At 75.0% G+C, this 20,868-nt stretch carries 18 protein-coding genes and 1 pseudogene; 9 read left to right on the plus strand and 10 right to left on the minus strand.

Features of this window, described 5'->3' with window-relative positions:
• Positions 1 to 5 precede the first annotated feature (5 nt).
• On the plus strand, positions 6 to 995 hold the full coding sequence (locus tag ABWU78_RS16860; RefSeq protein WP_253055317.1) for a TIGR03557 family F420-dependent LLM class oxidoreductase: 990 nt from the start codon (positions 6 to 8) through the stop codon (positions 993 to 995).
• 55 nt (positions 996 to 1,050) lie between these two features.
• On the opposite strand, the gene ABWU78_RS16865 is transcribed toward ABWU78_RS16860, so the two are convergent.
• Together ABWU78_RS16865 and tmk are read right to left on the minus strand one after the other, a co-directional pair.
• Entirely contained in the window at positions 1,051 to 2,187 is a 1,137-nt protein-coding gene (locus ABWU78_RS16865; RefSeq protein ID WP_253055316.1) for a DNA polymerase III subunit delta', read from the minus strand.
• Positions 2,184 to 2,939, minus strand: a complete 756-nt coding sequence (tmk, locus tag ABWU78_RS16870) for a dTMP kinase (RefSeq protein WP_308202356.1) — start codon at positions 2,937 to 2,939, stop codon at positions 2,184 to 2,186. Before tmk ends, ABWU78_RS16865 begins: the two co-directional genes overlap by 4 nt.
• 89 nt (positions 2,940 to 3,028) lie before the next feature.
• Between tmk and ABWU78_RS16875 the strand changes: the two genes are divergently transcribed.
• Positions 3,029 to 3,739, plus strand: a complete 711-nt coding sequence (locus ABWU78_RS16875) for an HAD-IA family hydrolase (protein ID WP_253055315.1) — start codon at positions 3,029 to 3,031, stop codon at positions 3,737 to 3,739.
• A gap of 87 nt (positions 3,740 to 3,826) precedes the next feature.
• Here ABWU78_RS16875 and ABWU78_RS16880 read toward each other — a convergent pair whose 3' ends face one another.
• A complete protein-coding gene (locus ABWU78_RS16880; RefSeq protein WP_253055314.1) occupies positions 3,827 to 4,342 on the minus strand; it encodes a MarR family winged helix-turn-helix transcriptional regulator in 516 nt (171 codons plus the stop codon).
• A gap of 88 nt (positions 4,343 to 4,430) precedes the next feature.
• Here ABWU78_RS16880 and ABWU78_RS16885 point away from each other — a divergent pair, with 88 nt between their 5' ends.
• Positions 4,431 to 4,640 (plus strand): hypothetical protein, encoded by a 210-nt coding sequence (locus tag ABWU78_RS16885; RefSeq protein WP_253055313.1) that lies wholly within the window; start codon positions 4,431 to 4,433, stop codon positions 4,638 to 4,640.
• A gap of 87 nt (positions 4,641 to 4,727) precedes the next feature.
• Here the strand turns inward: ABWU78_RS16885 and ABWU78_RS16890 are convergent, their stop codons facing one another.
• The gene (locus tag ABWU78_RS16890; RefSeq protein WP_253055312.1) at positions 4,728 to 5,810 is read right to left on the minus strand and encodes a Gfo/Idh/MocA family protein; all 1,083 of its coding nucleotides are present in this window, start codon (positions 5,808 to 5,810) and stop codon (positions 4,728 to 4,730) included.
• Between the two features lie 136 nt (positions 5,811 to 5,946).
• Between ABWU78_RS16890 and ABWU78_RS16895 the strand changes: the two genes are divergently transcribed.
• Both ABWU78_RS16895 and ABWU78_RS16900 read left to right on the plus strand, forming a co-directional pair.
• Entirely contained in the window at positions 5,947 to 6,849 is a 903-nt protein-coding gene (locus tag ABWU78_RS16895; RefSeq protein WP_253055311.1) for an ABC transporter ATP-binding protein, read from the plus strand.
• On the plus strand, positions 6,846 to 9,533 hold the full coding sequence (locus ABWU78_RS16900) for an ABC transporter permease (RefSeq protein ID WP_439159019.1): 2,688 nt from the start codon (positions 6,846 to 6,848) through the stop codon (positions 9,531 to 9,533). The genes ABWU78_RS16895 and ABWU78_RS16900 overlap by 4 nt, the downstream gene beginning before the upstream one ends.
• 69 nt (positions 9,534 to 9,602) lie before the next feature.
• Here the strand turns inward: ABWU78_RS16900 and ABWU78_RS16905 are convergent, their stop codons facing one another.
• The 3 genes and pseudogenes from ABWU78_RS16905 to ABWU78_RS16915 all read right to left on the minus strand — a co-directional run bounded on the left by ABWU78_RS16905 (position 9,603) and on the right by ABWU78_RS16915 (position 11,554).
• Positions 9,603 to 10,196, minus strand: a complete 594-nt coding sequence (locus ABWU78_RS16905; protein WP_439159020.1) for an MFS transporter — start codon at positions 10,194 to 10,196, stop codon at positions 9,603 to 9,605.
• Positions 10,197 to 10,425: 229 nt separating this feature from the next.
• Positions 10,426 to 11,082: pseudogene (locus ABWU78_RS16910) on the minus strand (MFS transporter); the annotation flags it as partial.
• Positions 11,000 to 11,554 (minus strand): MarR family winged helix-turn-helix transcriptional regulator, encoded by a 555-nt coding sequence (locus tag ABWU78_RS16915; RefSeq protein WP_253055308.1) that lies wholly within the window; start codon positions 11,552 to 11,554, stop codon positions 11,000 to 11,002. The gene ABWU78_RS16915 and the pseudogene ABWU78_RS16910, both read right to left, overlap by 83 nt.
• Before the next feature lie 92 nt (positions 11,555 to 11,646).
• Here ABWU78_RS16915 and ABWU78_RS16920 point away from each other — a divergent pair, with 92 nt between their 5' ends.
• The 3 genes from ABWU78_RS16920 (at position 11,647) to ABWU78_RS16930 (ending at position 14,184) form a co-directional block, all read left to right on the plus strand.
• Positions 11,647 to 12,159, plus strand: a complete 513-nt coding sequence (locus tag ABWU78_RS16920) for a PadR family transcriptional regulator (protein ID WP_308202355.1) — start codon at positions 11,647 to 11,649, stop codon at positions 12,157 to 12,159.
• A complete protein-coding gene (locus tag ABWU78_RS16925; RefSeq protein WP_253055307.1) occupies positions 12,156 to 12,893 on the plus strand; it encodes a hypothetical protein in 738 nt (245 codons plus the stop codon). Before ABWU78_RS16920 ends, ABWU78_RS16925 begins: the two co-directional genes overlap by 4 nt.
• A 145-nt stretch (positions 12,894 to 13,038) precedes the next feature.
• Positions 13,039 to 14,184, plus strand: a complete 1,146-nt coding sequence (locus ABWU78_RS16930; protein ID WP_439159021.1) for a glycerol dehydrogenase — start codon at positions 13,039 to 13,041, stop codon at positions 14,182 to 14,184.
• A gap of 19 nt (positions 14,185 to 14,203) precedes the next feature.
• Here the strand turns inward: ABWU78_RS16930 and topA are convergent, their stop codons facing one another.
• The 3 genes from topA to ABWU78_RS16945 form a co-directional block, all read right to left on the minus strand.
• Positions 14,204 to 16,966 carry a type I DNA topoisomerase gene (gene topA / locus ABWU78_RS16935; protein WP_439159022.1) on the minus strand — a complete coding sequence of 921 codons (2,763 nt, stop codon included), beginning with the start codon at positions 16,964 to 16,966 and terminating at the stop codon, positions 14,204 to 14,206.
• 163 nt (positions 16,967 to 17,129) lie between these two features.
• A complete protein-coding gene (locus ABWU78_RS16940) occupies positions 17,130 to 18,245 on the minus strand; it encodes a phosphatase PAP2 family protein (RefSeq protein ID WP_290445705.1) in 1,116 nt (371 codons plus the stop codon).
• 62 nt (positions 18,246 to 18,307) lie between these two features.
• Complete coding sequence (locus ABWU78_RS16945; protein ID WP_439159023.1) at positions 18,308 to 20,023, minus strand: ABC transporter substrate-binding protein; 1,716 nt, start codon at positions 20,021 to 20,023, stop codon at positions 18,308 to 18,310.
• Between the two features lie 136 nt (positions 20,024 to 20,159).
• Here ABWU78_RS16945 and ABWU78_RS16950 point away from each other — a divergent pair, with 136 nt between their 5' ends.
• Entirely contained in the window at positions 20,160 to 20,867 is a 708-nt protein-coding gene (locus ABWU78_RS16950) for a TetR/AcrR family transcriptional regulator (RefSeq protein ID WP_253055303.1), read from the plus strand.
• Position 20,868: the final 1 nt, after the last annotated feature.

The raw sequence follows: 20,868 nt of genomic DNA on the forward strand, positions 1-20,868 counted from the left end.
GAGGCATGACCCGCTTCGGCTACACCCTCATGACCGAGCAGTCCGGCCCGCGCGCGCTCGTCGAGCACGCGGTCGACGCGGAGCGCGTCGGCTTCGAGTTCGAGGTGATGAGCGACCACTACTTCCCGTGGCTCGACGCCCAGGGCCACTCCCCGTACGCGTGGTCCGTCCTCGGCGCGGTCGCCCAGGCGACGGAGCGCGTCGGGCTCATGACCTACGTGACCTGCCCCCTGCTGCGCTACCACCCGGCCGTGGTCGCGCAGAAGGCCGCGACGGTCGCCCTCCTCTCCGACGACCGCTTCACGCTGGGCCTCGGCGCCGGGGAGAACCTCAACGAGCACGTCGCGGGCGAGCGCTGGCCCGCCGTCGGCGAGCGGCACGACATGCTCGAGGAGGCCGTCGAGATCATCCGGTCCCTGCTCGACGGCGAGCGTCTCACGTTCGAGGGCGTGCACTACCGCGTCGACTCCGCGCGGCTCTGGGACCTCCCCGACGAGACCGTGGAGATCGGCGTCGCCGTCTCCGGCCCGCAGTCGATCGAGCGGTTCGCCCCGCTGGCCGACCACCTCGTGACCACCGAGCCCGACGCCGACGTCGTCCGGCGATGGTCCGGGACCCGGGACCGTGCGGACCTCGCGCCGTCGCGCGTCGTCGGGCAGATGCCGATCTGCTGGGACCCCGACGAGGACGTCGCGGTGGCGCGCGCGCACGAGCAGTTCCGCTGGTTCGGGGGCGGCTGGCACGTGAACGCCGACCTGCCCACGACCGAGGCGTTCGAGGCCGCGAGCCAGTTCGTCCGGCCCGAGGACGTGGCGGAGTCGATCCCGTGCGGCCCGGACCTCGACGCGATCGTCGAGGCGGCGTCCGCGTGGTGGGAGGCGGGGTTCACCGACCTCGCGCTCGTCCAGGTGGGCGAGGTCGGGCAGCGTGAGTTCCTCGACCAGGCCGCGGGGCCGCTGCTGGAGAGGCTGCGCGCGGCGGCCCCGGCGGCGTGAGCGTCGGGCGGGCGCGCGCACCGATCGCGGCCGGTCGGGAGGGACCTGCGGCGGATCAGCCCTGCGGACGCAGCGCGATGACCATCGCCTCGACCGCGAGCAGCGGCGCGACGTTGCCCTCGAGCCGCTCGCGCGCGACGCCGATCGCGTCCATGCGCCGCACGGTCTGCTCCGGGGTGGAGTCCTCGGCGAGCGTGCGCACCGCCTCCGCGAGCTCGACGTTGACGAGCTCGACCTCCGCCCCGAGCTGCACCACGAGCACGTCGCGGTAGAGCGACAGCAGGTCGACCATCGCGCGGTCGAGCACGTCGCGCTGGTGCCGGGTCGCGCGGCGCTTCTGGTCGGCCTCGAGGTCGCGGAGCTGGGACCGCAGGCGCGGCGGGAGGGTCTCGCCGTCCGCGACGCCGAGTGCGCGCAGCAGCTCGGCCTTCTCGGCCGCGTCGCGCTCCTCGGTCGCCGCCTTCGCCTCGGCCTGCGCGAGATCGACGAGCTCCCCTGCCGCGAGCACGGCGTCACCCACCCCGCGCACGCGCCGCGCGAGCGAGAGCACCGACGTCCGGCGGTCGCGGGCGCCCGCGTCGCGGGCCAGCCGGCGCGCGAGCCCGATGTGGCTCTGCGCCGCCCGGGCCGCGACGAGCGCGACGCGCTCGTCGACGCCGTCGCGCTGGACCAGCAGCCCGGCCACGGCCTCGACCGGCGGCACCCGGAGCACCACGCCGCGGCACCGCGAACGGATGGTCACGAGCACGTCCTGCGGGCTCGGCGCGCAGAGGATCCACACCGTGTGGGGGGCGGGCTCCTCGATCGCCTTGAGCAGCACGTTCGTCGTGCGCTCGGCCATGCGGTCGGCGTCCTCGACGACGATCACCCGCCGCCGTCCCTGCGACGGGCTGCGGCTCGCGACCGTCACGAGGTCGCGCACCTCGTCGATCTTGATGGTCACGAGCTCGGTCGCGACGAGGGTCACGTCGGGGTGGGTCCCGGCGAGCGTCGTGCGGCACGCCTGGCAGCGCCCGCAGCCGCCCTGCTCGCACTGGAGCGCGGCGGCGAACGCGCGCGCCGCGTTCGAGCGGCCCGAGCCGGGCGGGCCGGTGAGCAGCCATGCGTGCGTCATCGCGGCCGGGTCCGTCGCGGCGGCGCGGAGCACCTCGACGGCTTGCTCCTGGCCGACGACGTCGTCCCAGACGGTCACGCGGCCCCGCTCCCCGTCGCGGGCCCGGCCGCGATCCCCGAGCCGGGCTCGTACCCGATCGCGCTGTCCGTGTCGTCGAAGCCGTCGTCGGGCTCGGCGGCGACCGTGTCCTCCGCCTCCTCCACGACCGGCGTGAGCTCGAGCCGGGCCGCGACGTCGACGCGGATCTGCGCCTGGAGGTCGTCGACCGAGGCGGCGGCGTCGAGCACGACCCAACGTTCCGGGTCCGCCGCGGCGCGCGCGAGGAACGCCTCGCGGGTGCGACGGTGGAACTCCGCCCCGGCGCGCTCCAGCCGGTCGTGCTGTCGCCGGATCCGCGCCCCGGCCACGGCCGGGTCGAGGTCGAGCAGGATCGTGACGTCCGGCATGAGGTCCTGCACGGCCCAGCGCGAGATGAGCTCGACCTCGTCCGCGCCGAGCTCGCGCCCGCCCGCCTGGTACGCGACCGACGAGTCGAGGTAGCGGTCCGTCACGACGACCGCGCCGCGCTCGAGGGCCGGGCGCACGAGGCTCGCGACGTGGTGCGCGCGGTCCGCGGCGTAGATGAGCGCCTCGGTGCGCGGGTCCATGTCCTGCCCGTGGAGCACCGCGGCACGCAGCTCCTTGCCGAGCTCGGTGCCGCCGGGCTCGCGCGTCAGCACGACCTCGCGCCCCGTGAGCTCGCCGAGCCACTGCCCGAGCAGGCGGGACTGGGTCGACTTGCCGACGCCGTCGCCGCCCTCGAACGAGATGAAGTACCCGGGTGCGCTCACGGCGTCCACCCTATCCGCGGCGTCGGACACCGGGGTCGACCCGCGAGACCGGGCGCACCGCTCCCCGGCCGCGGGCTAGCCTCGGGGACATGCCCGACCCCGCCGCCGCGCCCCGTCCGCTGCCCACCCCCGGCGTCGCGTTCGCCGGGCGCACGTTCGACGCCGTGCTGTTCGACATGGACGGCACGCTCATCGACTCCGTCCCGGCGGTCGACCGGAACTGGCGACGCTGGGCCGCGGAGCACGGCCTGCCCGACCCGGACGAGTTCCAGATCCAGCACGGCACCCCGGCGCGCACGCTCATCGCCGAGCTCCTGCCGGAGGACCGGGTCGAGGCGGCCTACGAGCGCATCCATGCGCTCGAGCTCGAGGACAACGAGGGCGTGACGATCCTGCCCGGGACGCGGGACGCGCTGGCCGTCCTCCCGCCCGCGCGGCAGGCGATCGTCACGTCCTGCACCCGCCCGCTCGCCGCCGCGCGCATGGCGGCGTCCGGTCTCGCCGCGCCGTCGGTCGTCGTGACGGCCGACGACGTCGCGCGCGGCAAGCCCGACCCGGACCCGTTCCTCCTCGGCGCGGAGCGCCTCGGCGTCGACCCGGCGCGCTGCCTCGTCGTCGAGGACGCCCCGGCGGGGATCGCGGCGGCGCGCGCCGCGGGCTGCGCGACGCTCGCCGTGACGGGCACCCACTCGGCCGACGAGCTCGCCGACGCCACGCCCGCGCCCGACGCCCTGGCGGCGGGGCTCGTGGCGGTCCGCTTCGCCGTCGGTCCCGACGGCGTCCGCGTCACCGACGCCTGACTCCCCCGCCGAGGACGGGGTCGGCTCCCGTCCTCGTCCCGTCACGGGCCGGCACCGCACGCTCGGTGAGCGGCCGACGCACGCTCGTCAGTAGACGCCGGCGCGCAGCGCGGCGGCGACGACCTTCGACGCCGCGGCATGGACCTCGGCGAGCTCGTCGAGGCTGAGCCCGGTCGCGGCGACGATCGACGGTGGGATGCGCTCGGCGTCCTGGCGCCGCGCCCGCCCCTCGGCGGTGAGGCCCACGCGGACCTGGCGGCCGTCGTCGGGCGAGCGCGACCGGCGCACGTAGCCGAGCGCCTCGAGCCGCTTGAGGAGCGGCGAGAGCGTCCCGGCGTCGAGGTGCAGGCGCGCGGCGAGGTCGCCGACGGTCGAGGTCGTGCCCGCGGCGTCGTCCTGCCAGAGCGCGAGGAGCACGAGGTACTGCGGGTGCGTGATGCCGAGCGGCTCGAGCAGCGGGCGGTACAGCGCGACCATGCCGCGCGCGCCCGCGGACAGCGCGAAGCAGACCTGCGCCTCGAGCGCGAGAGGGTCGGCGAACAGCGTCGCCGCGCCCGGCGCGACCGTCCCGTCGACCGTCCCGTCGACCTCGTCACCCGCCATGGCGCCATGGTACCGAGGATCGCGGTATTCTTGGTACACCAATGATTGGTGCACCAATCATCTGACGAGACCTGCAGCGGAGGACACCGTGGCGCGGAAGAACGACAGGCGCACGCTCGGCATGCGCATCACCGAGGGTTTCCTCCCGATCTTCGGCCCCGCGCAGGTCGGCCGGCAGGACGCGGACGGCCGCGGCGTCTCCGACGCGGAACGCGAGCGCGACCAGGAGCTGAAGACCCGCTTCGAGCGCATCACGGGCCCGGACGGCCGCACCTACGTCGTCGAACACACCGACTAACACCCCCGCGAGATCGACCCGAGCGTCCCCAAATCGACCCACCGAGGGTCGATCTCGACCGCTCGGGTCGATCTCGCGCCGGCAGCCTCACTCCCCGGGGTACACGACCCCGATCTGCCGCCGGACCTCGTCGAGCGTCCGCATGACCTCGAGCGTCGAGTCCCAGGACATGCGCGGGCTCTGCGTCTCGCCCGCGGCGACGCGGCGTGCGACCTCGGCCGCCTGGTATTGCTTGCCCTCGCCGGAGAAGCCGTCGTAGTACCAGGACGAGCCGTCGTGCCGGACCACGCGGAACGACGTCGGCGCGTAGAAGTTCCCCTCGACCTCGATGCGCCCCGCCGTCCCCGAGATCACGGCGGTCGTGGCCGTCCGCGACCACAGCGTCGTGGAGAGCGTCGCCTGCGTGTCGCCGTAGCCGAGCACGATGCTCACCTGCCCGTCGACGCCCGTCTCGGTGAGCGCGCCCACCGCGGTGACCGACGACGGCGCGCCCAGCAGGTCGTGCGCGAACGACACCGGGTACACGCCCAGGTCGAGCAGCGCACCGCCCGCGAGCTCGGGCGCGTAGAGGCGGTGCGCCGGGTCGAACGCGAACCACTGGCCGTGGTCGGCGCTGAGGTTGACGACGTCGCCGATCTCGCCGCGCGCGATCACCCCGCGCAGCGCGGCCACGTGCGGCAGGAACCGCGTCCACATGGCCTCCATGACGAACACCCCGGCCTCGCGCGCGGCGTCGAGCACCTCGACGGCCTCCTCCTCGTTGCGCGTGAACGCCTTCTCGACGAGCACGTGCTTGCCCGCGGCGATGGCGAGGAGCGCGTGCTCGCGGTGGTGGGAGTGCGGCGTCGCGACGTAGACGACGTCCACCTGCGGGTCCTCGACGAGCTCCTGGTAGCCGTGGTGGGTCGTCGGGACGCCGTGGGCGGTGGCGAAGCGCTCGGCGCGGACGCGGTCGCGCGAGCCGACGGACGCGACGCGGCCCTGCGTGTGGACGCGCACGGCCTCGGCGAACGACGACGCGATCCCGCCGGCTCCGAGGATGCCCCAGCGGATCGACGGCGCGCTGCGCGGGTCGGGGACCGTGCCGGTCACGTCGGCGGTCAGGTCGGGGACGGGGTGGACGGCGAGCCGTGCCGAGTTCTCGGCGGGCGCCTGGGCGTCGATGCTCATGGCCCCACGCTATCCCGGTGGGATCGCTCCCACGCCCAGGTGTCCACGGAACGTCGGACGACGTGCGGCGCCGCGGGACGACGTCTCCCCCGCGCGGGTGGTGCGGCGCGCGGCGCGGCGGGCCACGATGGGGACCATGACGTCCCCCGCGCCCCGGACCGACGCGCCGACGGACACCCCGGACGTGCCCGAGGCGCGCGCGAGCGCCCGCGGGCTCGTCAAGGTCTACGGGTCCGGCACGACGGCGGTGCGCGCGCTCGACGGCGTCGACGTCGACTTCGCGCGCGGGCGGCTCACCGCGATCATGGGCCCGTCCGGCTCGGGCAAGTCGACGCTCATGCACTGCCTGGCGGGCCTGGACTCGCCGACCTCCGGGAGCGTCGTGATCGACGGGCAGGAGATCAGCCGCCTGTCGCAGCGCCGCCTCACGGCCCTGCGCCGCACGCGCGTCGGGTTCGTCTTCCAGGCGTACAACCTCGTCCCGACGCTCACCGCGGCGGAGAACATCACGCTCCCCCTCGACATCGCGCGCGCCCCCGTGGACCGCGCGTGGTTCGACGAGGTCGTCGACTCCGTCGGGCTGCGCGACCGCCTGCACCACCGCCCGTCCGAGCTCTCCGGCGGGCAGCAGCAGCGCGTCGCGTGCGCGCGGGCGCTCGTCTCGCGGCCGTCGATCGTGTTCGCCGACGAGCCGACCGGCAACCTCGACTCGCGCTCGGCCGGCGAGGTGCTGGCGTTCCTGCGCCGGTCCGTCGACGAGCTCGACCAGACCGTCGTCATGGTCACGCACGACCCGCGCGCGGCGTCGTACGCGCACCGCGTCGTGTTCCTCGCCGACGGCCGCCTCGCCGGCGAGCTGCACGACCCCACGCAGCAGGACATCCTCGACGCGCTCGCGCTCGCGGCGGACGACGACGGCCCTCCGTCCGGACCGGCCGCCGCACCCGCGACCCCGGCCCGGCCGGCCGCCGGGCCCACGACCTCGGCCGGGCCCGCGGCGCCCGTCGGGCGGCACGCGGCCCCGGTCGACCCGGCATGATCCGCGTCGCGCTGCGGGGCGTGCGGGCGTACGTCGTGCGGTTCGTGCTCTCCGTGCTCGCCGTGACGCTCGGCGTCGCGTTCGTCGTGGGCACGTTCGCGTTCCGCGGCATGCTCTCCTCGACGTTCGACGACATCATCGCGACGACGCTCACCGCCGACGTCTACGTGCGCGGGTCGCAGGAGGTCACCGGGGACGCGACCGGGCCGGGCGGCGGGAGCGGTGGGAACGGGTTCGCGGGCGACCGCACGCTCGTCTCCGCCGACCTCGCGGGACAGGTCGAGGCGGTCGACGGCGTCGCGCGCGCCGTGCCGGACGCCTCCGGGCCGGTCGTCCTCGTCGCCGCCGACGGGACCGCCGTCGTGACGACGGGACCGCCCAGCACGGCCTTCTCGATCGACCCCGAGGACCCGAGCCTCACCCTGCTCGACGGCGCGTGGCCGGGACCGGGAGAGATCGTCCTGGAGCAGAGCGCGGCGGAGACGGCGGGACTGTCGACCGGTGACGCGACGACGGTCGTGCTGGGCGGCGAACCGACCCCCGTGACGGTGTCCGGCGTCTTCGGGATCGAGGCCGCCGCGGCGGGCGCGGTGCTCGTCGGGATCGACGGCGAGACCGCGCGCGACGTGTTCGCGCCCGACGGGATGGTGCCGCAGCTCGCGGTCTGGGCGACGCCGTCGTCGGGGACCGTCGACGAGGACGCGCTCGCGCAGCGCGTCGGCGACGTGCTGCCCGAGGGCGCCGAGGCGGTGACGGGCGAGCAGGCGCGCGCCGAGGCCAGCGAGGCCGTCGAGGAGGTGCTCGGGTTCGTCGAGACGTTCCTGCTCGTGTTCGCGGCGATCGCGCTGTTCGTCGGCGCGTTCATCATCGCGAACACCTTCGCGATGTCGGTGCGCGAGCGCCTGCGCGAGCTCGCGCTCCTGCGTGCGCTCGGCGCGTCGCCCGGCCAGGTGTTCACGTCCGTGCTCGTGCAGGCGCTCGTCGTGGGGCTCGTGGGCGGCGGGCTGGGGGTGCTCGCCGGGGCCGGTCTCGTGCGCGTCATCCGGTGGGGCCTCGACCTCGCGGGCATGGAGTTCTCCGGTCGGGTGCCGCTCGGCACGCCGCAGGTCGTCGCGGCCGTCGGGCTGGGGGCGGTCGTCAGCCTGCTCGCCGCGGTCCTGCCCGCGCGTCGCGCCGCCGCGATCCCGCCCGTCCAGGCGATGCGCGACGACGTCGCCCCGGACCGCGGGACCGGCGTCCGGGCGGTGGGCGGGATCGTGCTCGTCGCCCTGGGCGCCGGGATCCTGTGGCTCGCCGCGTACCTCGGGTCGTCGGTCGCCGACGCCCCGACCGGGTGGGCGTGGCTCGACGACCTCAGCCCGCGCGTGCTGCTCGGCGTCGGCGCGGGGCTCGTGCTCGTCGGCGTGCTCGTCGGGTCCCCGGCCGTCGCGCGCGGCGTGCTCACCGTGCTCGCGTGGCCGCTCGTCGTCGCGCTGCGGCCCCTGGGGCGCCTCGCGCGCGGCAACGTGACGCGCAACCCGCGCCGCACCGCGAGCACCGCGGGCGCGCTGCTCATCGGCATGGCGCTCGTGTCGGTCACGGGCGTCATCGCGGCCTCGACCCAGGCGTCCGTCCGCAGCATCGTCGAGAACGAGGTGCGGGCCGACCTCGTCGTCGACTCCGCGACCCTCGTGGTCCCCGACGGTGCGGTCGACGCCGTGACGGCGACGCCCGGCGCCGCGGTCGTCGACACCGTGCGCCTCGGCCTTGCGCCCGTCGCGACGGTCGGCCCCGCGGGGAACGGGACGCCCTCGTCCGACGACGAGCCGGACGGATCGGGCGACGAGCCAGGCGCCGGGGAGGCGCGGGGGACCGACGTGGCGGGCGTGCCCGCCGGCTTCTTCGACACCGCGCTCGACCCCGTGACGCTCGCGGGAGACCCGACGGCGACGCTCGAGGCGGGGGACGTCGTCGTGCACCGGCGCACCGCGCGCGAGCGCGGCTGGGAGGTGGGCGACACGCTGCGCCTCGGCGAGGGCGCGACCGCGGTCGAGGCGCGCGTGGGCGCGGTGATCGACAGCCAGCTCGTCGGGACGGGGATCCTCGTGCGCGACGACGTGTTCGACGCGGTCGTGCCCGCCGCGCAGGCGAGCGTCCGGATCGTCTACGTGTCGGCGGCGGAGGGGGCGTCGGCGGCGGAGGTGGAGGACCTGCGCGCGGCGCTGACGACCGCCGTCGAGCCGTTCCTCGTCGTCACGGTGCTCGACCGCGAAGAGACGGCGTCCGCGTTCGCCGACCAGGTGAACCAGGTGCTCGTGATCCTCTACGCGCTGCTCGCGCTGTCGATCGTCATCGCGCTGCTCGGCATCGTCAACACGCTCGCCCTGTCGATCATCGAGCGCACGCGCGAGATCGGGCTGCTGCGCGCCGTCGGGCTCGGGCGCCTCCAGCTCGCCGGCGTCATCGCGATCGAGTCGGTGCTCACCGCGGTCTACGGGACGGTGCTGGGCGTCGCGACCGGCATCGGGATCGGCGCCGCGCTGCCCGGCGTGCTCGCCGACGAGGGCCTGAGCACGCTCGCGGTCCCCTGGGGCCAGGTCCTCGCGATCCTCGGCGTCGCCGTGGTGATCGGCCTCGTCGCGAGCGTCTGGCCCGCCATCCGCGCCGCCCGCCTCCCGGTCCTGGACGCCGTCACGGTCGACTGACCCGGCACCCCCGCTGAAGTGCTGGATCGTTGTCGTCCCGGTGCGGTCGGGACGACAGACATCCAGCACTCAGCGGATCGTGACCGGCTCTCGGGACGGGGTGCGGTAGCGGCGGAGCGGGGCGTTGCGCCAGGCGACCAGCCCGACGACGGCGCTCGCCGCCAGTCCGCCCACCGCCAGGGCGACCGGGGCGGACGTGAGCGACGCGAGCACGCCGCCGCGGAAGTTGCCGACCTCCGGCCCCGCCACGCCCACGACGTGCTCGACCGACGACACGCGCCCGCGGAACTCGTCCGGCGTCTCGAGCTGGACGAGCGCGCCGCGGGTCACGACGCTCACCGTGTCGGCCGCGCCCGCCACCGCGAGGCACGCGAGCGCGAGCCACAGCGGGCCCGCGAGGCCGAACCCCGCGAGCGCGACGCCCCACGTCGCGGCCGCGGCGAGCTGGAGCACGCCCGCCCGCGGGGCCCGGGTCACCGCACCCGAGAACAGGCCCGCCCCGATGCCGCCGACCGCGACGGCGGACAGGAACAGGCCGAGCGTGCGCGGGTCGCCGTCGAACCGGAGCTCGTTGACGAGCGGGAAGAGCGAGATCGGCATCGCGAGCACCGTCGCCGCGACGTCGGTCGCGAACGAGCCGCGCAGCGTCGGCTTGCGCCACACGATCCACCACCCGCCCGCGGCTGCCCGACGGCGCGGCGCGCGCGGCGGTCGGCGCGCCCGTCGCGGTCGGCGCGCCCGTCGCGGTCGGCGCGGTCTGCTCCTCCCCGGCCGCACGGTCGTCGCCAGGTGCGCCGACGGAGGCGACGGCGGGGGCGACGGCGGCCACGGCGTCGGACGGTCCCGGCGGCGCCCCTGAAGGGCTGCCCGGCGGGAGCGGCGGGAGGCGCACGAGCCCGAGCAGGGCGACGACCGCCGCCACGGCCTGCACCCCGTACGCCGCCGGGAGGTCCCAGCGCGCGAGCACCAGGCCGGCGAGCGCGGGGCCCACGAGCATCGCGACCTGGAACGCGAGGTTCTGGAGCGCGAGGCCTGCGGCGACCTGGTCGGGCGGGAGCAGGCGCGGCGGCACCGTGCGCCGGGCCGGGGAACCCAGCGCGTTGCACGCGGCGCCGAGGCTCACGAGGCCGAGGAGCACCCACACGGACCGGTTGCCCGCGAGCGCCTGCGCGACGAGCCCGACCGCGGCGAGCACCTGCCCTGCCGCGGCGAGCCGCATGATCGTGCGCCGGTCGTGCACGTCGGCGAGGTGACCGCCGACGAGCCCGAGCGTGAGGAGCGGGACCGCGGTGGCGAGACCGATCGTGCCCGTCCACAGCGGGCTGTGCGTGAGCTCCCAGACCTGGAGCAGCACGGCGACGCTCGCGATCTGGAACCCCAGCCCGCCGACGGCGGACCCGGCCCAGAGGTCGCGGTACGCGCGGCTGGAGCGCAGAGGGCGGACGTCGAGGACGTGGTCGCGCACCTCAACGGTCCTCGGGCGGGGCGGCGTCGGTACCGGATCCCGCGGGTTCGGCGGCTCCCACCGGCAGGGGGTAGCCCGCCGCATCGAGCCGATCCACGAGCCGCGCGCGCAGCGAGCGGCGGGCGAGGACGCGCTCCAGCTCGACGACGACGGCGCTCAACGCGTGCGGCAGCTCGTCGTCGATCTCGGCGACGGACTCCTCCGTCGCGCGCCACTCCGCCTCCAGGAGCGGGACGAGCGCGCGAGCCTTCTCGGTGAGCGCGACCCGTCGCGTCCGGGCGTCCGGGCCGGGCTCCGTCTCGACCAGTCCCTCGCGCCGCATGGCCGTGACGGTCTGGCTCATCGCCGAGTGCGTCCGCCCGAGCGACTCCGCGAGCCCACGGATGGTCAGCGGGCCGGTGTGGGCGAGCCGGATCAGCGGGTAGACGAACCGCGGCCGCACGCCCTCGATGCCTCGGTCGGTGTAGACCGTGCCGATCTCGTCGTCGAGGCGTCGGAGCACGGCGTGCAGGGAGTCCCACCGGCCGGGGACGGTGGTCGGGTCCTGAGAAGTCATAGCACTGTTATAACAGCACTCATGCGATCGTGGGACGCCCGTCCGGCGACCACTAGGTTGCCGCCCTAACTAGATAGCCGTACTGTCTAGCCATGAGGTTCGACGAGCGGCTCGACCGCGAGCTCCTGCGCGGCGTGCTGCCGCTGTGCGTGCTCGCGGTCGTCGCGACCCACGGCCCCACCTACGGCTACGCGATCACGCGGTCGCTCGCCGACGCGGGCCTCGGCACCGTGAAGGGCGGCACGCTCTACCCGCTGCTGCAGCGCCTGGAGGACGACGGCCTCGTCACGACCTCCTGGCACCAGGGCGAGCGCGGGCCGAGCCGTCGGTACTACGCCGTCACGGGCCAGGGTCGCGTCGCGCTCGCCGACGCGACCTCCCGCTGGGACGCCGTGACGACGGCGGCGAGCACCCTCGTCGCGGGCCCGTCCGGCACGCCCTCGCCGGACGGTGCGCGCCCGGCCGCAGGCCTCGCCCCGCACGCGGGGGCGCGCCCGGACCCCGACCGGGGACCAGGACCGGTCCCGGGGCCGGTCCCAGAGCCGGTCGCGATCCCGGCAGACGCACCTCCTCCCGACCCCACCCCGAGAAGGACCCCTCGATGAGCGACACGACCCGCTACACGATCGAGCGCCGCCACGCGCCGCACGTCGACCCGCGCTGGGCCGAGGCGCTCCTGCTGGAGCTGCGGCTCCAGGGGGTCGCCGGAGCACGGATCGGCGCCGTGCTCGCCGAGGTGGACGCGCACGTCGTCGACTCCGGCGAGACCGCGTGGGAGGCGTTCGGCGATCCCGTGGCGTACGCGCGCTCGCTCGACCTGCCCGAGGACCCCGCGCAGTCGAGCTCCTCGATCGGCCGCACGGTGGCCGCCTCCGCCGTGCAGACGGTCGGGATGCTCGGCGTGCTGTGGTCGCTGCGACCCGCGCTCGACGGCGGCACCCTCGTGGTCCCGGCCGGGATGCTGCTCGTCCTCGTGGCCGCGCTCGCGGGCTTCGTCGGGCTGTGGCGCGCCGGCGACCGGCTGCTGCGCGCCGCCCTCGCCCACCCCGTGCCGACCGTCCTCGGGAACGTGGTCGTGACGGGCGCCCTCGTGGCCGTCGCGGTCACGCTGCGCGCCCCGGTCGCGACCCTCCCTGCCGTCCCGGTCCTGGTCGCGGCCGCCGTCGCGCTCGTCGTGGGGACCGTCTGGGGCCTGCGCGAGCAGGGCTCGGGCGACCCCGTCGTCGACCCGCTCGACGACGCGCCGCACGCCCGCACCGACCGCACCGGGCGCTGGGGCGTGCTGCTCCTGCCCGCCGTGACGGTCGTGCTCGGCACGATCACGCTGCTGGCCGGCTGACCCGGCCGGGACCAAGGTCACGCACCCCGGCGTCCCGGTGGTGGTCCCCGGAGACGCGTGCCACGGTGGGGAAGGCCGGCGGGCACCGGCCTCGCACGGCTGCGGCGCGCCCGACGGCGACCCACCGACTCCACAGGAGGCCACGATGCCCGAGGTTCCCGTCCGCACGCTCATCAGCCCGCTGCGCTACGTCCAGGCCCGCGGTGCGCTCACGCGGCTCGGCGAGTTCGTCCGACCGATCGGCACGAAGCCGCTGCTCGTCGCCGACGACGTCGTGTGGGGCATCGTCCAGGACACGGTTGCCGTGTCCTTCCAGGACCAGGACCTCCCCCGCCACCGCACCGGGTTCGGCACGTACGCCACCGCCGCGGAGGTCGACCGGCTCGCGCGCGAGGTCGACGAGCTCGGCGCCGACGTGATCGTCGGCATCGGCGGCGGCTCGACGATCGACGCCGTGAAGGCCGCGGGTCACCTGCGCGGCATCCGCTGGGTCTCCGTGCCGACCGTCGCGTCCACCGACGCCCCGTGCTCCGCCCTGTCCGTCATCTACACCGAGGACGGCGCGTTCGAGGAGTACCGGTTCTTCCCGCACAACCCGGACCTCGTGCTCGTCGACACGGGCCTCGTCGCAAACGCGCCCGTGAAGTTCCTCGTCGCCGGCGTCGGGGACGCGCTCGCGACGTGGATCGAGGCGCGCGCCGTCGCCGAGGCGAACGCGTCGACCATGGCCGGCGGCCTCCCGCTCGTCACGGGCACGGCGCTCGCGCAGCTCTCGTGGGACATCCTCTGGGAGAACGCGCTGCCCGCGATCGACGCGGTGAAGGACCACCTCGTGACACCTGCGGTCGAGAAGGTCGTCGAGGCGAACACGCTCCTGTCCGGGCTGGGCTTCGAGTCCGGCGGCCTCGCCGCGGCGCACGCGATCCACAACGGACTCACCGCGGCGCCCCAGACGCACGGGCTCACGCACGGCCAGAAGGTGAACATCGGCTCCGTGACGCAGCTCGTGCTGGAGGGCGCGCCGACCGAGGAGATCGAGGAGTTCGTGCGCTTCACGACGCGCGTCGGCCTGCCGAACACGCTCACCGAGATCGGCCTGACCGCGGACGACGTGCACGACCTCACGCGCGTCGCGGAGGCCGCCACCGCGGAGGGCGAGACGATCCACGCCATGCCGTTCCCCGTGCGCGTGCCGGAGCTCGTCGACGCCCTGCGCTCCATCGAGGGCTTCTCCCGCCGCGTCCGCGCCGAGGCCGGCCTCCCCGAGCCGGTCGGGCACACCGCGCACTGACCACGGCCCGAGGCGGGCCCTACTTCTTCGCGGGGGCCTTCTTCGCGGCCGGCTTGCGGGCCGTGGTGCGCTTCTTCGCCGGGCCCTGGGCGCGCTTCTCGGCGAGGAGCTCGATCGCGCGCTCGGGGGTGATCGACTCGGGCGTGACGTCGCGGGGCAGCGTGCGGTTCGTCTCGCCGTCGGTGACGTAGGCGCCGAAGCGGCCGTCCTTGACGACGATCGGCTTGCCGCTGTTCGGGTCGTCGCCGAGCTCGCGCAGGGGCGGGGTCGCGGCGCGCTGGCCGCGCCCGCGCTTGGGCTGCTTGTACAGCTCGAGCGCCTCGTCGAGCGTGACGGTGAACATCGACTCCTCGTCGGGCAGCGACCGCGAGTCCGTGCCCTTCTTGAGGTAGGGCCCGTAGCGGCCGTTCTGCGCCGTGATCTCCTCGCCCGACTCGGGGTCCGTCCCGACGACGCGCGGCAGCGACAGCAGGCGCAGCGCGTCGTCGATCGTGATCGTGTCGAGCGACTGCGTCTTGAGCAGCGACGCCGTGCGCGGCTTGGGCTGCGCGGCCTTCGCCTTCTTCTGTGCGGCGGCGGACAGGCTCGTGTCGATCGGCGGGAGGTCGAGGACCTCGGTGACGTAGGGCCCGTAGCGTCCGGCCTTCGCGACGACCTCGTTGCCCGAGACGGGGTCGGTGCCGAGCACCTTGCCGTCGTCGGCACCGGCCGCGAGGAGCTCGCGCGCCTTGGCGACGGTCAGCTCGTCGGGGGCGACGTCGTCGGGCACGGACGCGCGCGGCGGGTTCTCCCCCTCCTTGACCGGGACGGAGAGGTCCTCCACGTACGGGCCGTAGCGCCCGACGCGGAGCTGGATGCCCTCGCCGATCGGCACCGAGTTGATGCCGCGCGCGTCGATGTCGCCGAGGTTCGCGACGAGGTCGCGCAGACCCTCGGCGTCCTCGCCCTTCGCGGCGTCGCCGAAGTAGAACTCGGTGAGCCACGCGACGCGGTCGCGGCGCCCGGCGGCGATCTCGTCGAGGTCGGCCTCCATGCGCGCGGTGAAGTCGTAGTCGACGAGCCGGTCGAAGTGCTCCTCGAGCAGCCGCACGACGGCGAACGCGAGCCAGCTCGGCACGAGCGCCTGCCCGCGCGAGAGCACGTACCCGCGGTCCTGGATCGTGGAGATCGTCGACGCGTAGGTCGAGGGCCGTCCGATGCCGAGCTCCTCGAGCGCCTTGACGAGGCTGGCCTCGGTGTAGCGGGGCGGGGCGGACGTCGAGTGCCCGTCGGCCGTGAGGTCGTCCCCGCGCAGCGGGTCGCCCTCGGCCATCTGCGGCAGGCGCGCGTCGTCGTCGCCCTTGGTCCCGACGACGGGCGCGTCCTCCGCGTACCGGTCGACGTCGGAGCTCTCCTCGTACGCGGCGAGGAACCCGCGGAACGTGATGACGGTGCCCGACGCGGCGAACACCGCGTCGCGGCCCGCGACGTCGCCCGCGGCGGCCGAGAGGGTCGCGCCGAGGCGGACGGACGCCGTCGACCCCTTCGCGTCCGCCATCTGCGACGCGACGGTGCGCTTCCACACGAGCTCGTAGAGCTTGAACTGGTCGTCGCTCAGCTCGCGCTTGACCTGCGCCGGCGTGCGGAACGAGTCGCCCGCGGGACGGATCGCCTCGTGCGCCTCCTGGGCGCCCTGGTTCTTCGCGGCGTAGACGCGCGGCTTCTCCGGCACGAACTCGGGGCCGTAGAGCTCGGCCGCCTGGCGTCGGGCCGCCGTCGTGGCCTCCGCCGACAGCGACGGCGAGTCCGTCCGCATGTAGGTGATGTAGCCGTTCTCGTACAGCGACTGCGCGGTGCGCATGGCCTGGCGCGACGACATGCGCAGCTTGCGGCTGGCCTCCTGCTGGAGGGTCGACGTCGTGAACGGCGCCGCGGGACGACGCGTGTACGGCTTGGTGTCGAGCGAGCGCACGGCGAACGCGGCGTCCGCGAGACCCGCCACGACGGCGCGGGCCGTCGACTCGTCGAGGTGCGCGACGCCGTCGCGCGCCGCCGCCGCCTTGAGCTGCCCCCGGTCGTCGAAGTCGCGGCCCGAGGCGACGCGTGCGTCGCCGACCTGCACGAGCCGGGCGCCGAACGCCTTCCCGGCGTCGGCGGCGGACGCGTCCGCGTGCTCGAACGTCCCCGTGACGTCCCAGTACTCGGCGGCGACGAACGCCATGCGCTCGCGCTCGCGCTCGACGACGAGGCGCGTCGCGACCGACTGCACGCGCCCGGCCGAGAGCCCCTGGGCGATCTTGCGCCACAGCACGGGCGAGACCTCGTAGCCGTAGAGGCGGTCGAGGATGCGGCGGGTCTCCTGCGCGTCGACGAGGTGCTCGTCGAGGTCGCGCGTGTTCTGCAGCGCCCGCTGGATGGCCTCGCGCGTGATCTCGTGGAAGACCATGCGCTTGACCGGGACCTTGGGCTTGAGCGCCTCGAGGAGGTGCCACGCGATGGCCTCGCCCTCGCGGTCCTCGTCCGTCGCGAGGTAGAGCTCGTCGGCGTCCTTGAGCGCGCGCTTGAGCTCCGCGACCTTCTTCTTCTTGTCCGCGTAGACCTCGTAGTAGGGGTCGAAGCCGTGGTCGACGTCGACCGCGAACTTCCCGTACGGGCCCTTCTTCATGTCCGCGGGCAGCTCGGACGGCTGCGGCAGGTCGCGGATGTGCCCGACGCTCGCCTCGACCTCGTAGTCGTCGCCGAGGTAGCCCTGGATCTTGCGAGCCTTGGCGGGCGACTCGACGATCACGAGCTTGCGTGGCATCCGATCCTGCTTTCGTCCGTGCGTACGTGTCAGTGGTGGGCGTTCCGCCCGACGGCGACCGGGCACCACCCCGGGCGCGTGCGGCGCGTCGTGGCCCGGGGACGACCGTCCGGTCGTCCGCCGTGGCAGCCTACGACGTTACTCCCGTCGCGCCAGCCGCACCCTACCCCCGAACGGCGTGCACGTCCGGGCGAGCCGTGGACTGCCGGACGAGGAGCAGGACGGCGAACGCGGCGGCCGTCACCGCGAGCACGCCCGCCACCCCTCCGGCGTAGGCGGTGACCTCCTGCGCGGCCGTCGTGCCCCAGGTCGCGGGCGTCGCCCGCAGCGCGAGCGCCGCCGCCACCCCGGCCGCCGCGGCGCCGAGCAGGAGGAGGACGGCCATGACCGTCGAGCCCGGCGACGGGCCGGCGCCCGGGTCGAGGGCCGACCGCGGCGTGAAGGCGCACACGAGCGCCGCCCACGCGAGGACGACGAGGACCGCGGCGACGACGTCGCTCGGGCGGTGCCACTGCCCGACGAGCGTCGAGATCCCGGTCGCGGCCGTGTACGCGCCGCCGAGGACCGCCACGAGCGGACGGGCCGCGCGCGGCACGACGAGCAGCAGAGCTGCGGCGACCGACCCGGCGACGGTGGTGTGCCCGCTCGGCAGCGAGTTCTCCCAGTGCCAGCCGCCGATCAGCTCCTCGCGACCGAGGAGCGAGTGCTTGACGAGCTGCGTCGTGACGTTCGCCCCCACGACGAGGAAGGCCACCTGCACGGCGAGGCCCCAGCGCCGGCGCAGGAGCGCGATCCCCATGGCAGCGCCGAGGCCGCCGACGACGAACGCGACCGAGACCGTGTCCAGGACCGGCTCCGCCACCGTCCAGAGCTCGCCCTGGCCGGTGACGGCGCCGTCGAACGCGGCTCGCTCGAGCATCTGCCCGGCGAACGTGTCGACGAAGAACCGCCACACGAGCCACGCCCCCGCGACGGCGAGCACCGCGACGACGGCGGCGACGACGCGCGACGCGGTGCTGGGCCCGTCGGCGTCGGCGGTCGGGACACGACGGGGTGCCGGGTGTGGTCCCCGCGGGCTCGAGGCCACGGGCGGGTACGACGCCCCGGGCGGGTAGGGGGCGCCCGACGGGTACGCGGCGACCGGAGGGGGCGGCGTCACCGGCGGGCGCGGGGCGCCGGAAGGCGCGGGCGGCAGCACCGGCGGCGTCGCCGGGAGCGGTCGCGTGCCCGTCCCGCCGCTGGTCGGCAGCGGCCGGGTCGGCGCGTGGTCGGCTGGCATCCCTCCACCGTAGAGGACGCGTGTGTGCGTTCCGGGAAGAGGACGGGAAGAGGCTCCGCGCGCTACTCCCCTGCGCTCGGGACGAGGCGCGTGAGGATCAGCGACGCGGCCGGGCTGGTCGGCTGCGGCGACGCGTACGGGTCGGCGTCCGACGGGAACCCGGTGTAGGCGACGGTCGAGTACTGGGCGGCCGTCGGGCGCCCGAGGAGCGGGATCGCGGGGACCTGGTCGACGTAGACGTGCTGGATCGTCGCCAGCGCGGCCGCGCGCTCCGCCGCGTCGGTCGAGGAGGCGTAGACCAGGAACGCGGCGTCCGCGTCGGGGTCCTGGAACCGGCCGAAGTTCGCGTCGGCGCTGGTGCCGAGCGGGCGCAGGTGGGCGCCGTTCATCTGGCTGGAGTACGTGTCCCAGGGCGTCGCGCCGCCGTCGGTCCAGTGCATCGACGCCTGGAAGTCGCCCGTGCCGATCTTGTCGAACCACTCGGCCTCGTCCTGCCCCACCACCGTCGCGACGATGCCGAGCCGCGCGGCCGCGTCCTTGACCGCCTCGAGCTCCCACATGTAGTCGGTCCACCCGGAGGGGTTCGTCAGCGTGAACGTGACGGGCACGCCGTCCTCGTCCTGGAGGACGCCGTCCACCAGGTCGTACCCCGCGTCCTCGAGGATCGCGGTCGCACCCGGGACGTCGACCGTGAGGCGCCGGTCGGCGAGGTCCGGAGCGAGGAACGGCTCGCCGGCCGGCAGCGGCAGCCCGGTCGCGCTGCGCAGCGCGGGCCAGACGCCGGAGGTGGCGTAGTTCGAGATGTCCTCGCGGTCGAGCACGATGTTCAACGCGCGGCGCACGGCGACGTCGTCGAACGGCGGCACCTGCGTGTTGAGGAAGAGCGCGTCGATCGCCAGACCGGTCGGGGCGAACTGGTGGAGGTGCTCGGGGTCGGCGGCGAGATAGACGCGCTCGTAGCCGGGGATGTACGCCCAGCCCCACTGCACCTCGCCGCTCACGTACGCCGCGGTGAGGGAGTCGTTGTCCGGGAACGCGACGTATCGCAGCTCCGGGACGGCGAGCGGACCGCCCCAGTAGTCGTCCCGGGCGACGAGCGTGGCACCGTCGGTCGTGAACTCCTCGAGGACGTACGGCCCCGTGCCGACCGGGTCGACGTTCGGGTCCTCCAGGAGCGTCTCGGCGGGGCGGTCGGCCCACACGTGCTCGGGAACGACGAACGTGTTGATCGCCTTGGTGCGGTTGACGTACTGGCCGCTCCCGAACGTCACGACGACGTCCCTCCCCTCGACGCGCACGTCGTCGTACGGGAGGAGGTCCGGGTTGAGCGCGGGGACGTCCCTGCGGAGCCCGAACGTGAAGGCGACGTCGTCGGGCGTGAGGGGCTCGCCGTCGGACCAGAGCACGCCCTCGCGGACCGTGACCCGCAGCTCCGTGTAGCCCGCGTCCCAGGACCACTCGCTCGCGAGCCAGGGGGTCGGGTCCTGGGCCGGGTCGACGAGGTTGATCTGCGCGAGCGGCTCGTAGAGGACGTTCGCGTAGCCGAGCTTCTGCGCGGCGGACCCGCTGTCGAAGGGGTTGTTGTCCTCCTCGTCCACCGAGTTGGGCATCCCGATCGTCAGCACGGCGGGGACGGCCGTCGGAGTGGGCTCGTCGGTCGGGGCCACGAGACCGCACGCCGCGGCGACGAGCGCGACCGGCACAGCGACGGCGACCGCGACGGCCGCGCGACGCGGCACGGCGCGGACGGTACGGCGGGTGACGGAACGAGTGGTCACGCGGGGCTCCTCGGCGAGTCCGTGATCTGCGGCGACGCCGGGCGCTCCGTCGCCCTCGACGCCATTCCGGAGGCGATTCAACCACACATTACTAACTCGTCAGTAAGAGCGGGTGGGTCGCAGTATGGTTGCCGTCATGACCGACGCCACCCCCGCGCGGAGCGCCACCGACGCCGCCCCCGCACGGACGCCCCGCCCCCGCCGCACCCGCCCCGCGACGCTCGAGCGCCGCGAGGAGATCCTGCGCGCGGCGATGCGCGTGTTCGGGTCCAAGGGCTACCACCAGGGCTCGCTCGCCGAGGTCGCCGAGCAGGTCGGCATCACGCACGCCGGGGTGCTGCACCACTTCGGCTCCAAGGACCGCCTGCTCACCGAGGTGCTGGAGTTCCGCGACCGCGTCGACGTCGAGCACCTCGAGGGGCAGCACATCCCCGGCGGGCTCGACCTGTTCCGGCACCTGGTCAAGACCGCCGCGATCAACGCCGAGCGGCCCGGGATCGTCCAGGCGTACACCGTGCTCACGGGCGAGGCCGTCACCGACGGCCACCCGGCGAGCGCCTGGGTCACCGAACGCTTCACCGGTCTGCGGGCCGACATCGCGGGCGCGCTGCGCGAGGTGGTCGAGGAGCGCCGCGCCGCGGGCGACACCGAGACGGACTACGAGCTCACCGACGCCGCGCTCGACCTCGCCGCCTCCACGATCATCGGCGCGATGGACGGCCTCCAGACCCAGTGGCTGCTCGACCCCGACGCCGTGGACCTCGCCGAGTCGACCGCGTTCGCGATCGAGGCGATCCTCGCCTCGACCCTCGCCGGGGCCCGGCGACCGCGCCCGCTCGACTGAC

The sequence above is a fragment of the Cellulosimicrobium sp. CpK407 genome (assembly GCF_051844275.1).
Lineage (GTDB): Bacteria > Actinomycetota > Actinomycetes > Actinomycetales > Cellulomonadaceae > Cellulosimicrobium > Cellulosimicrobium cellulans_G.